Annotated in this window: 9 protein-coding genes, 2 tRNA genes and 1 pseudogene; 6 read left to right on the top strand and 6 right to left on the bottom strand. The window is 67.1% G+C overall.

What is annotated here, in order from left to right:
- Positions 1-8: 8 nt before the first annotated feature.
- Complete coding sequence (locus ACO06I_RS22825; protein ID WP_421934915.1) at positions 9-869, top strand: ABC transporter permease; 861 nt, start codon at positions 9-11, stop codon at positions 867-869.
- Positions 870-878: 9 nt separating this feature from the next.
- Here ACO06I_RS22825 and ACO06I_RS22830 read toward each other — a convergent pair whose 3' ends face one another.
- Positions 879-1,418, bottom strand: a complete 540-nt coding sequence (locus tag ACO06I_RS22830; protein ID WP_421934916.1) for a hypothetical protein — start codon at positions 1,416-1,418, stop codon at positions 879-881.
- 19 nt (positions 1,419-1,437) lie between these two features.
- On the opposite strand from ACO06I_RS22830, the gene ACO06I_RS22835 reads away from it, so the two are divergent.
- The 3 genes and pseudogenes from ACO06I_RS22835 to ACO06I_RS22845 form a co-directional block, all read left to right on the top strand.
- Positions 1,438-3,087, top strand: coding sequence for a peptide ABC transporter substrate-binding protein (locus tag ACO06I_RS22835; protein ID WP_421934917.1), 1,650 nt, complete (start codon positions 1,438-1,440; stop codon positions 3,085-3,087).
- A 409-nt stretch (positions 3,088-3,496) separates the two neighbouring features.
- Complete coding sequence (locus ACO06I_RS22840) at positions 3,497-6,574, top strand: TonB-dependent receptor domain-containing protein (protein ID WP_421934918.1); 3,078 nt, start codon at positions 3,497-3,499, stop codon at positions 6,572-6,574.
- A 128-nt stretch (positions 6,575-6,702) separates the two neighbouring features.
- Positions 6,703-6,780, top strand: a pseudogene (locus ACO06I_RS22845) (hypothetical protein); the annotation flags it as partial.
- 97 nt (positions 6,781-6,877) lie between these two features.
- Here ACO06I_RS22845 and ACO06I_RS22850 read toward each other — a convergent pair.
- Entirely contained in the window at positions 6,878-7,675 is a 798-nt protein-coding gene (locus tag ACO06I_RS22850; RefSeq protein WP_421934919.1) for a hypothetical protein, read from the bottom strand.
- A 131-nt stretch (positions 7,676-7,806) separates the two neighbouring features.
- On the opposite strand from ACO06I_RS22850, the gene ACO06I_RS22855 reads away from it, so the two are divergent.
- A complete protein-coding gene (locus ACO06I_RS22855) occupies positions 7,807-8,874 on the top strand; it encodes a retroviral-like aspartic protease family protein (RefSeq protein WP_421934920.1) in 1,068 nt (355 codons plus the stop codon).
- Here the strand turns inward: ACO06I_RS22855 and sppA are convergent, their stop codons facing one another.
- The 4 genes from sppA to ACO06I_RS22875 all read right to left on the bottom strand — a co-directional run bounded on the left by sppA (position 8,875) and on the right by ACO06I_RS22875 (position 12,149).
- Positions 8,875-10,650 carry a signal peptide peptidase SppA gene (gene sppA, locus ACO06I_RS22860; protein WP_421934921.1) on the bottom strand — a complete coding sequence of 592 codons (1,776 nt, stop codon included), beginning with the start codon at positions 10,648-10,650 and terminating at the stop codon, positions 8,875-8,877.
- Positions 10,651-10,758: 108 nt separating this feature from the next.
- Positions 10,759-11,223: a chemotaxis protein CheW gene (locus tag ACO06I_RS22865; RefSeq protein ID WP_293498167.1), complete on the bottom strand. Its 465-nt coding sequence runs from the start codon at positions 11,221-11,223 to the stop codon at positions 10,759-10,761.
- 153 nt (positions 11,224-11,376) lie between these two features.
- Positions 11,377-11,880 (bottom strand): protoglobin domain-containing protein, encoded by a 504-nt coding sequence (locus tag ACO06I_RS22870; RefSeq protein ID WP_421934922.1) that lies wholly within the window; start codon positions 11,878-11,880, stop codon positions 11,377-11,379.
- A 192-nt stretch (positions 11,881-12,072) separates the two neighbouring features.
- Positions 12,073-12,149, bottom strand: a tRNA-Pro gene (locus ACO06I_RS22875).
- A 241-nt stretch (positions 12,150-12,390) separates the two neighbouring features.
- On the opposite strand from ACO06I_RS22875, the gene ACO06I_RS22880 reads away from it, so the two are divergent.
- A tRNA-Gln gene (locus tag ACO06I_RS22880) sits at positions 12,391-12,464 on the top strand.
- The last annotated feature ends 17 nt before the right edge of the window (positions 12,465-12,481 follow it).

A 12,481-nucleotide genomic window follows, 5' to 3' on the forward strand; every position in this document is an offset into this window, starting at 1 on the left:
CGGCCCTCATGGAGACCGCCGTCCGCGGCCGCAGCCTGTGGGACGACGCCCGCCGTCGCCTGCTGCGCAATGGCGGCGCCGTCGGCGGCATGATCATGCTGGCCCTGCTGGTCCTGGTGGCGGTGATCGGCCCCCACGTGGTCCCCTTCGCCTACGATCAGATCAACAAGAACGACGTCTGGGCGCCGCCGCTCACCGCCGGCCACCTGCTGGGCGCCGATTCGCTGGGCCGCGACCTGCTGGCCCGGCTGCTGATGGGCCTGCGGGTGTCGCTGGCCATCGGCCTGATCGCCACCCTGGTCTCCCTGGTGATCGGGGTGGCCTGGGGCGCGGTGGCGGGCTTCGTCGGCGGGGTGGTGGACGAGGTGATGATGCGCATCGTCGACGTGCTCTATTCCCTGCCCTTCATCTTCTTCGTCATCCTGCTGATGGTGACCTTCGGCTCCAACATCATCCTGATCTTCATCGCCATCGGGGCGGTGGAGTGGCTGACCATGAGCCGGATCGTGCGCGGCCAGACCCTGTCGCTGAAGCACAAGGAATTCGTCGAGGCCGCCCGCGCCGCGGGCCTGACCCAGGGCTCGATCATCGCTAAGCACATCGTCCCCAACCTGCTGGGTCCGGTGGTGGTCTATGTGACGCTCACCATCCCCGCCGTGATCCTGGCCGAGAGCTTCCTGAGCTTCCTGGGCCTGGGGGTGCAGCCGCCCATGGCCTCGCTGGGCACCCTGATCGCCGGCGGCGCGCAGGACATGGAGCTGGCCTGGTGGCTGCTGGTCTTCCCCTCGCTGACCATGGTGGTCACCCTGATGAGCTTCAACTTCATCGGCGACGGCCTGCGCGACGCCATCGACCCGAAGGACCGGTGAGGGGAGGGGCTACTTCACCCGCCGCGCCCGCACCGCCCGCTGGCCGTCCAGGTTCATGAAGTAGCCCATGGAGGCCTTGCGGATCTCGGCCTTGGAGCCGGGTTTCGGCGCGCGGGCCAGGATCTCGCTGTCGTTCTGCGCCCAGACGGCCCCGTCCTCCAGCTCCACGACCCACTTCCGGTCGCCGCCCTGATAGGCCTTGGTGACGTTGCTGGTCACGCGGTCCAGGTCCTCGGGCTTCTCGCCGCGCTCGAACATGGCCAGGGAGGGCATGGAGAAGCCGAAGGCCTGCTTGCGGGCGGCGCGAGCCTGATCGCGGTCCACCACCACGATGTCGCCCTTCTTCTCGGCGACGTCCAGGCTGGCGACGGCGGCGTCATAGCAGGCCAGCCTCTCGGCCGCCTCAGTCTTGCCCTTGCAGTCCATCAGGTTCTGGAACACCGCCGTGCGCGCTTCTGTCTTCGGCTCGGCGGCGACCGCCGTTCCGGCCAGGGCCAGGGCGGTCAGGCCAAGGGTGGCCAGCTTTAAGCGCTTAGGAAACTGTGTCATCCGTGACCCCATGATCTCATTGTCCCGCATTGATAAGGCCCCGCCCGGCCGCGGCAAGACGCTGCTCGCAGGCCTGGCCGCCTTTTCGCTCCTGGCCCTGGCGCTCGCCGGCTGCAGCCAGAAGGCCTCGCGGCCGCCCTGTCCGGCCGGTCAGGTCTGCCTGCAGATGGGCAACGGTTCGGAGCCCGCCTCCCTGGACCCGCACAAGATCACCGGCACCTGGGAGGATCGGATCGTCTCGGACCTGATGGTGGGGCTGACCACCGACGACAAGGACGGCAAGTCCGTGCCCGGCATGGCCGAGCGCTGGACCACCAGCCCGGACGGCAAGACCTGGACCTTCTATCTGCGCGACGCGGTCTGGTCCGACGGAGTCCCGGTCACCGCCGACGACTTCGTCTTCGCCCTGCAGCGGATCATGGATCCCAAGACGGCGTCGGAATACGCCTCGCTGCTCTATTTCATCAGGAACGCCCAGCCGGTGAACGAGGGCAAGGCGCCCAAGGACGCCCTCGGGGTCCGCGCCCTGTCCCCCAAGGTGCTGGAGATCACCCTCGAGCACCCGGCCCCCTATCTGCCCGAACTGGCCAAGCACCAGACCATGCTGCCGGTGCCCAAGCATGTGGTGGAGAAGTGGGGCGACGCCTGGAGCCAGCCGGCCCACTACGTCTCCAATGGCCCCTACCTGCTGAAGAGCTGGTCGCTCGGCGACCACGTGGCGGCGGTGAAGAACCCGCGCTTCTATGACGCCAAGAACGTCTGCGTCGACCAGGTCAACTACTACCCCACCAACGACGCCATCGGCGCCGAGCGCCGCGTGCGCCGCGGCGAGCTGGACGCCAACGCCGACATCCAGTCCAACCGCATCGCCTTCCTGCGCGAACGGATGCCGGACTATGTCCACACCTACACCTATCTCGGGGTGGCCTATCTGGCCTTCAATTCCGCGGTGCCGGCCTTCAAGGACAAGCGCGTGCGCGTGGCCCTCGACATGGCCATCGACCGGGAGTTCATCACCAACAAGCTGCTGCGCGGCGGCCAGAAGCCGGCCTACACCTTCGTGCCGCCGGGCGTGGCCAACTATACCCAGGCCGCGGCGCCGGGCTGGGCCGCCTGGCCGCTCGCCAAGCGCCAGGCCGAGGCGCGGCGGCTGCTGGCTGCGGCGGGCTACGGTCCGAACAATCCCCTGAAGATCGAGATCAAGCACCGCAACACCCCCGATCCCATGCTGTTCATGCCCGCCGTCCAGGCCGACTGGAAGGAGGTGGGGGTGGAGACCGCCCTGGTCCAGAACGAGACCCAGATCGCCTACGCCGCCTACCGCTCGCGGGACTTCCAGGTGGCCGACGCCGCCTGGATCGCCGACTACAACGACGCCATGAGCTTCCTCTACCTGCAGCAGTCCTCCACCGGCTCGCAGAACTACGGGGACTACAAGAACCCGATCTTCGACGATCTGCTGGCCCGGGCCGACAACGAGCCCGACGCCAAGGTCCGCGCCGCCTATCTGGCGCAGGCCGAGCAGATCATGCTCGACGACGCCGCCGTGGCCCCGGTCTTCTTCTATGTGAACAAGAACCTGGTCTCACCGAAGATCACCGGCTGGGCCGACAACATCGTCGACCACCACCGCACCCGCTATCTCTGCGTGGGCAAGCCGCGGTCCTGACCCCGACGCTCGCCCTTGGCGCGATTTCCGGGGACGAATGCGACCACAATCGGGCCGCGCGGGCGGGATTCACCGGCTTGACCGAGGTCAATTGAGGCGCCCTGTGCCCCGTTTCGACACAATCGTTCCGGGCTTCGGGTAGGAAACCCGCGAAAAGGCGGCGTTGCAGGCAAGATAGTGCGCTGAGCTGCGTGCGACCCGTAATCTGTGACCAGAATGCGACAGGTCGGCACCCTTCACATTGCCTATCCGTAATGGGCGTTGACCCCCGACCGGTAACCTTCGTAACTCCCGCGTAACCGGGTCCGCATGCGGCCCTGGGACCGAGTCCATTTGTGGGGAGCAGGCCTCGTCCGATCCTGATGATCGAACGAGCTGCTGGAGGATCTAAACCTTGAAAACCAATTCCATGCGATCGCGCCTTCTGGCGTCTTCGATGATCTGCGGCGCCGCGATCACGGCCTTCTCGGCCTCCGCGGCCTACGCCCAGGACAGCGAAGTCACCGAAGTCGTCGTCACCGGTTCGCGCATCGTCCGTCAGGACTACGTGGCCAACAGCCCGATCTCGACGGTGACCGGCGAGCAGACGGTTCAGAACGCCGACATCACCCTCGACACCTATCTGAACACCCTGCCCCAGGTGAACCCGTCCGGGACCACCACCTCCAACAACCCCGGCAACGGCGGTCAGTCCAACATCGACCTTCGTGGTCTGGGCGCGAACCGTAACGTGGTTCTGGTCGACGGCCGTCGTCCGATGGTGTCCGCCAACAACCTGACGGTCGACCTGAACACCATTCCCCAGGCCCTGATCGAGAGCATCGAAGTCATCACCGGCGGCGCCGGTGCGGCCTACGGCGCCGACGCCATCGCCGGCGCGGTCAACGTCAAGCTGAAGCGCAACTTCGAAGGCGTCGACATCCGCGCCAACTACTCCAACAGCACCGAATATTGGGATGCCGAAGAGTACCAACTGTCGGCCGCGATCGGTGGCAACTTCGCCGACGGCAAGGGCAACGCGGTGTTCGGCTTCGACCGTTCCTATCGCGAAGCGATGATCAAGTCGCAGCGTCCCTTCTCTCAGAACGCCACCTCGACCACCTCCTTCCTGCCGGAAGGCGCCCTGTTCTGGGCCAACACCAACGCCCCGACCAAGGCCGCCCTCGACGCCGTCTTCGCCGGCTACGGCGTGACCCCGTCGCAGATTTCCCTGACCTCGGGGACCATCGGCTTCAACATGAACGGCTCGCTGTTCTACAAGGGCGTGTTCAACAACCCGCTCAACGTGCAGCACTTCACCTACCCGATCGACGGTCAGGTGAACCAAACCCTGTACCCCGACCTGTACAGCTACAACTTCGACTATGTGAACATCCTGACCCTGCCGCTCGACCGGTACTCCTTCATGACGAAGGTGAACTACGAGCTGGACAACGGCATCGAGTTCTTCGCCTCGGCCGGCTGGACCGAGTACAAGGCCGCCACGGCCCTGGCCCCGACCCCGTTCCCGACCGTCAACACCCGCAACCCGAGCACCGCCCGGACGCAGGACGTCGTCTCGAGCCTGGTCACCCCGGGCCAGCAGATCGCCCAGCAGCTGGTGATCCCGAGCACCAACCCCTTCATCCCGGCCGACCTGCGCGCCCTGCTGAACTCGCGGACGGGTGATGACCCGGCCCTGGTCGGCGCCGGCGCCACCGAGCCCTTCCGGATGCGTCAGCGCACCCTGGACCTCGGCCTGCGTCAGTCGAACTACGAAAACACCGTCGTCCAGTTCCTGGCCGGCGTGAAAGGCCCGATCGCCGACACCGGCTTCAACTTCGAAGTCTCCGTCTCCGAAGGCCGCACCGAGATCGACCAGACGCAGACCGGGAACCTCAACACCCAGCGTATGCAGACCCTGATCGAAGCGGCCGACGGCGGCCAGAGCATCTGCGCCGGCGGCTTCAACATCTTCGGCCGTCAGCCCATCTCGGCCGCCTGCCGCACCTACCTGGCCTCGGCCACCACCCTGTCCACGGCGATGACCACCCAGATCGCCCAGGGCTTCGTGACCGGCAAGGTCGCCGAACTGCCGGCCGGTGACGTCTCCATCGTGCTCGGCGCCGAATATCGCGGCTTCGAATACGACTTCGATCCGGGTTCCGCCTCGGGCCCGATCTCGGGCTTCTCGACCCAGAACCCCGACCGCGGCACCAACTCGTTCAAGGACTACTTCGGCGAAATCGCCATCCCGCTCGTCAAGGACCAGCCCTTCATCAAGAGTCTGGAACTCGACCTCGGCGCTCGCTACTCCAAGAACGAATTCGCCGACAAGATCGCCGGCGACAAGGTCGAACTGGACGGCGTCTGGGCCTACAAGGCCGAGCTGAACTGGGAGGTCAACGATCTCCTGCGCGCTCGTGCTTCGTACCAGCGCTCGGTCCGCGCCCCGAACTTCTCGGAACTGTTCTCCGGCGGCGGCTCGGCTCCCCAGTACTTCGACCCCTGCTCGGTCACCAGCCAGGCCCGCAAGGGCGCCAATGCGGCCCAGGTCACGGCGCTCTGCCAGTCCGCCGGCTTCAACGGCGGCGTCTCGGGCTCGGCCATCGGCAACTTCGTGCAGACCCCGGGCTCGCAGATCGGCGTCGACCTGCTCGGCAACAAGGCCCTGAAGCCGGAAGAAGGCTCCACCTTCACCGCCGGCCTCGTCTGGAAGTCCCCGTGGGAAAACCAGTGGCTGTCGCGTCTGCAGGGTTCGATCGACTACTACAACATCAAGATCACTGATGCGATCCTGACCCCGACCCCGAACCAGATCGTGGCCGCCTGCTACAACTACTACGGCACCAACCCGACCTACAGCGCCGCCAACAGCAACTGCGATGGCATCCTGCGGACCGGTGGCGACATCCTCTGGGTCTACAACCCGAACAACAACTACGAAGAGTTCACCGCCTCCAACGGCGGCCACCAGAAGACCTCCGGCATCGACATCCAGTTCGATTACGGCTTCGATCTGGAATGGCTGGGTGCGCCTTCGACCTGGGGTTCGGTCCGCATGAACGCGGTCCTCACCCACGTGATCGAGTTCAAGCAGCAAGACCCGATCACCGGCGTGCCGGAACTCGACTTCGCGGGCACCGTCTCCTACTTCGGCGCTGGCCTCGGCACGAGCTTCCCGGACTGGAAGGCCACCATCAACACCAACTGGTCTGTCGGTGACTTCAAGTTCGACGCCCGCGCCCGCTACATCGCGGCGATGGAAAACCGTCTGAACATCGAGTTCCCGGGTGAAACCGAGTTCACGGGTCCGGACGCCGTCTGGTACCTCGACCTCGCCGGCACCTGGGCGATGACGGACAACGTCGAGTTCAAGCTCGGCGTGAACAACGTCTTCAACAAGGAAGCCGAGACCTACGCGCCGAACGTGCAGTCCGGCACCGATCCCTCCACCTACGACGTCGTGGGTCGCCGGGTGTTCGGTGGCGTGAAGCTGCGCTTCTAAGCCTGGTCTGAACTGACGAAATGGGGGCGGCGGACTTCGGTCCGCCGCCCTTTTTCGTGGGCGGTGCATCCAGGGTGGTCGTGCGGAGCAGCGTGGGGCGATAGGCCTATCCGATAAATCTCCTACGTCATCCCGGCCGCAGCGAAGCGGAGAGCCGGGACCCAGGAGCCCAGCCCAGTCACCTGGGCCCGGGATCGGCCTGGCGGCCGTCCGGGATGACGGGAGTTATTGTTCGGCGAGGGGAGCGTGCCCCCTCATCGCGCCGATCTCAGACCGGCCACCCTCCGAGGGAGAACTTCGCCCTCAGGCGTAGCCGAGCAGTTCCCGCAGACCGGGCGCCATGAAGTCCACCAGGCGCTTCTGGGTGTCGGGCAGGACGTCGGGCAGGGCCTGGCCCCCCGACAGCTTCTCGCGGGAGGTGGCGCTGTGCTCGCGGGCCGAGCCCACCTTCACCCGCTCGCGCCAGTCGTCGGGCAGGGCGATACCGAACTTGCCCAGCAGGTCCTCGAAGAAGGCCTTGGCCGCCGGGCCCTCCAGGTCCTTCAGGTGGGCGATGATGTCCTCGTAGCGCACCAGCTCCACCCCCGTGCCCAGCCAGGCCACGGCGTGGAAGGTGAAGACCTCCCGCAGGGCCGGCCCCTTGCCTGGAATGCCAAAGATCATCAGGTTCAACATCTGCTCGACGCTGACGGCCCCGTTCTTCAGGGGGTTGAGCTCAGGATGATCGAGCTGGTCCGACAGGCTGAACCGCGCCCGGGCCAGGACATAGTCATAGGGGTCGCGCACCAGCACCACCTGGCGCGCGTGCTTCAGCGCCATCAGCGAGATGTCGGCGAACACCAGGTGGCCGACGCTGAACTGCGGCCGGCCGGGGTTCAGCGCCCCGATGTGCTGCTGCAGGTTCTGCACCTGGATGAACTCGCGGTCGTAGTGCTGCTCGGTGGGCACGAACATGCGCACGATGTTGCGCAACAGGTGGGTGCCGCACTTGGGCACGCTGTTGAGGAAGGCCGTCTGCCGCAGCGGCGCCTGGGCGAACTTGCGCACCTCCGGCCCCAGGGTGTCGGGCTTGCTGCGGATGATGGCGACCGGTTGAGCCATGAGGACGCTCCTGGAGACAAGACCTATCGCTAGGCGCCGCGCCGCCCCGGCGCAACCGAAAATAAGACGCGCTTCGGCGGGGGAAAATCCGTTAGCCTCAACGAAAGTCCGAGGGGGGCGACGCATAGACAATGAGCGGTTTCGACCAGACGCGACGGGGGCTCATCGCGGGCCTGGCGGCCACGGGGCCGCTGGCGGGCTGCGCCGCGGTCCCGATGAGCGGGCGGGGGATGATCCAGGTCAACCTCACCGAGACCCCCCTGCCGCCGGTCAGCGCGCCGAATCCCCCGCCGCCCAGCGATGACGCCGTGCTGCAGGCCGGCTTCGATCCCGTCCAGCGGATGACCGTGCCGGTGCTGGTGGACGGGGCGGGGCCCTTCACCTTCGTGGTCGACACCGGCGCCAATCATTCGGTCCTGGCCATCGAGACCGCGATCGGCCTGGGCCTGCCCAGCGCCGGGACCGCCCAGATCCACGGCATCGCCGGGGTGGAGCCGGCCGAGACCGTCGCGGTGCGCCGCATGACCATCGGCAGCGTGGTCACCGGCCGCGTCCGCATGCCGCTGATTCCCCGCCGCGACCTGGGGGCCGACGGCCTGCTGGGGGTCGACGTCCTGACCCGCCGCGACGTGCTGCTGGATTTCGAGCGTAACCGCTTCAACATCGCCCCGTCGGACACCAGCTTCCGCAAGCGCGCCACCACCGGGGGCACGGGGCGGCTGGCGGCGCCGGTCTTCGACCCCAACATCGTGGTGGTGCCGGCCCGCTACCGGTTCGGCCAGCTCACCATCATCGATGCGGAGGTCGGCGTCGGCCTGCCCATCACCGCCTTCCTGGACTCAGGCGCCCAGTCGACGGTGGGCAACCTGGCCCTGCGCAACGCCGCCTTCCTGCAGGAGCCGGGCCTGGCCCTGCGCACCCAGAGGGTCCAGCTGGTGAGCGCCACCGGTCAGACGGTCTCCGGCGACCTGGCCCGCCTGCCGGGCCTGCGCCTGGGGGGGCTGCGCATCGGCAACCTCTCCTGCGTCTTCGCCGACCTGCACACCTTCAAGATCTGGGACCTCGTGGACCGGCCGGCCATCCTCATCGGCATGGACGTCATGCGTCACTTCCGGTCCATCGAGCTGGATTTCGGCCGCCGCGAGGTGGTGTTCCAGACCGGCAAGTCCCCCGACCCGCCGGTCTTCCCCCAAGGCTGATCAGAACTCGCGCGGGGCCATGACGCTGGTGTGGCTCTGGCCGCGCAGGCGTTCGTCGGCCAGGTCGTCCAGCACGCTCTGGGCGCGCGGGTCGCCCAGGATCCAGGCCGCCGCCGCCAGGGTCCTCACCGAGGTCGCGGACACCCCCAGGGCCCCTTCCAGGGCCTCGAAGGGCGAGGTCTGGCGGGTCATGCGCTTCAGGCGGACGTCGCCCTTCAGGTCGGCCAGGGCCTTGGCCTTGTCCACCGCCTGGTAGAAGCCGCCGATCTCGTCGACCAGGCCGAGCTGCCGGGCCTGGGCGCCGGTCCACACCCGGCCCTTGGCGATCTCGCGCACGCGGGCCTCGGGCAGGTGGCGGCCGCTGGCGACGCGGGCGATGAAGTTGCCGTAGATCTGGTCCATCCAGCCGGCGAAGTGGGCGCGGTCGCTGGCGGAGAACTCCTGGCCCATGCCGAAGGCGCCGGCATAGGGGGCGCCCACGCTGGTCTCGCGCACGTCGACGCCCTGCTTGGCGAGCGCCGGCCCGAGCGCGAACTTGCCGCCATAGACGCCGATGGAGCCGGTGAGCGTCGTGGGCTGGGCCACGATGGCCGAGGCCTGGGAGGAGATCCAGTAGCCGCCGGAGGCCGCATAGGTCCCCATGGAGATCACCACCGGCTTCTTGGCGGCCTTCGCCGCCCGGATCGCCGCCAGGATCTGTTCCGAGGCGGTGTCGGACCCGCCCGGCGAGTTCAGCCGGAAGACGATGGCCTTGACGTTCTTGTCCTCGACGGCGGCGTAGATGGCGTCCGACAGGTCGTCGGAATAGATGGTCGATCCGCCGGAGAAGGGGTTCTTCACACCGTCATGGCCGGTGATGATCGGGCCCTCGCCCTCCACCACCGCGATGGCCGCCCCCGAGCCGGCGCTGCGGTCGCGCACGGCGTGCATGTAGTCGCCGAAGTCCACCAGCTTGGCGCCGTCCCCGGCCTTGGTCAGCAGGGCGGTCTGGGCCTCCTTCACCTGGCCCACCCTGTCGATCAGGCCCAGCTTGGCGGCGCTCTCAGCCAGATAGGGGCCCGCTTCCATCGTCGCCTGCAGCGCGGCGGGGTTCTTCTTGCGGTCCAGGGCCGCCGTGGTCAGGCTGGTGCGATAGACCGAGCCCATCCAGGACAGGGTCGATTCCTTGTGGGCCGGCGTATAGTCGTCGTGCAGGTAGGGATTGACCGCGTTCTTGTACTCGTAGCGCTGCTCGTAGTCGGCCTTGACGCCGTACTTGTCGAACAGGCGCTTGAAGAAGACGTCCTCGCTGGCCAGGCCGGTGACCTGGAACGAGGCGCCGGGCTGCATCCACAGGTCGCCGCTCGAGGCGCCCACCAGATAGGTCGAGGTGACGATCCCGGAGGGATAGAGCCCCTGGCTGTGGGCCAGGACCGGCTTGCCGCTGGCCCGGAAGTGCTTGATGGCCAGGCGCAGCTCGTCGGCGGCGGCCGGCTCCATGCCCCCCTCGGGCAGGCGGATCAGCAGGCTCTTGATCTTGCCGTCGTTCTCGGCCCGCCTCAGGGTCTCGATCACCGACATCACCGACATCGAGCGCCGCCCGAAGGCCGCCAGGGGGTTGTTGGGGTCCTGGTCGGTCAGGCCGTCGCGCAGGTCCAGGTTCAGGACCGCCCGGGCGGGCGTGGCGTCGGGCCGGGCCGAGGCCGCGGCCAGGGAGATCAGCAGGAAGGGAATCCCCACCAGGAAAAGCACCAGACCCGCGAAGACGCCGGCCGCGGTGATGAGAAACTGCTTCATGGAAATCCTGCGGGGAGACGGCGCCCACAGGCTATATGGTTGTGCGTCTCGATCAAATGAAGACGCCGCAATCTCGGCGGGAGTTTCGCCGCAGGTGCGCGGATTAGCCTAGGCCGCGAGCGCCAGGCTCTTGGGCAGGACGTTGTCCAGGGACAGCAGGCTGACGATGCCCTCGTCGGTGGACATCACCGCGTCGACGAATTCGCGCACCTGGTCGGCGCCGACGTCCGGCGGCTCGTGCAGCATGTTCTCGGTGACGGTGAGGATGTCGCAGACCGCGTCCACCAGCAGGCCGACCTCGCGGTCGTGGATCTGGGTCACCACCACCACGGAGGACTGGTTGGGGGAGGCCATGCCGAGGCCCAGGCGCGAGGCCAGGTCCACCACCGGCAGGATCGAGCCGCGCAGGTTGATCATGCCCAGGACGTGGGAGGGGGCGTGGGGCAGGGGCGTGGACGCCGTCCAGCCGCGGATTTCCCGCACCGACATGATGTCTATGGCGAACTGCTGGCCGCCGGCCATGATCGAGATCAGCTCGGCGCCGACAAGCGGCAGACCCCCGGACGCTGGCATAGGACTTCCTCGCTGCGAATGATCGTCAGCCAACCGACTCACGACCTGTCCTCAGGTGTGGGGCGTGACGGTTAATGTTTCGGAAATCGCGCGCCGAACATGGGGCGCTGGGCCGCGGCGCTTTGTCGCTTGGGGGTGGCGGCCTTCGCGCGATCACGGCTTCATCGACACCGCGTCCAGGATGTAGGCGTTCAGGGCGATGGACATGTCCAGCATGATGACCTTGCCGATGGAGATGGACAGAGCCTCCACCTCGGCGGGCGTGTGCAGCTTGATGGCGGCCCGCAGCAGCTCGGACTGAAAGAAGCTGTAGGCGGCGATGTAGGTGTGAGGCGCGACGCGCGCCTGATAATGCGCCAGGCCCACCATCAGGCAGCTGTGCACATACCTCTGGTCGAAGTCGCAGCTGAACAGGTGGGTCCAGTGTTCCTTCTGGCGGTGCCGAAGCCGGTCCTCGTTGTGCCCCTTCAACAGGGCCTGGGTCTCGGGAAACCGCCGCAGATATTCGTAGAAGTGGGCGATGATGGTCTCCAGCCCGCCGTTCCGCATCACCTTGAGCTGGCCAAGGTTGGTCCGGGTCGATCCATCGATCTGGAAGCGCGACAGGCGGCTCTCCAGATCGACACGCTGGGCGAGCTTCATCGCACGATCGGTCATGCGGGCCGCGCCATCCATCTTGAGACTCCCCACCGCTGCCGATTCGGAAAGTCTCGCAGCCCCGCTCACTACGGCCAAGCTTCCAGGCAGGGCGACAGGCGCGCGAATCCGCGCAGGCGCGGCCCCGGCGGGACGTTGAAATGGGGATTGTTCGCGGGGAGAATCCGCCCCTCGCCGGCGCGAGGGAAGAATTGGTCGGAGTGGCAGGATTCGAACCTGCGACCCCCGCGTCCCGAACGCGGTGCTCTACCAGACTGAGCCACACTCCGACTTGAGGAGGGGGCTTATAGAGGAGCGCTTTCCACGCCGCAAGCGACCCTTGGCGCACCGCAGGCGGAAGTGGATCCCGGTTCCGCCACCCGACGCGCCCCCTTGTTTTGAATCCAGACCCTTCAAGCCGTTTCGGATGAATCCATCCGAAGCGGTCAGGGTCCAGGGGGCGTTGCATCCGGGGAAGGCTTGCGCTATCTCCACGCCCTCGCGCGGGCCCCGGCCCAGCGCCGTTCCTGCTGGGGAATGGTGTAATGGTAACACAGCGGTTTTTGGTACCGTCGTTCTAGGTTCGAGTCCTAGTTCCCCAGCCAGTCTCTCCCATTATCCC

It is taken from the genome of Phenylobacterium sp. (genome assembly GCF_965229015.1).
Classification (GTDB): Bacteria; Pseudomonadota; Alphaproteobacteria; order Caulobacterales; family Caulobacteraceae; genus Phenylobacterium.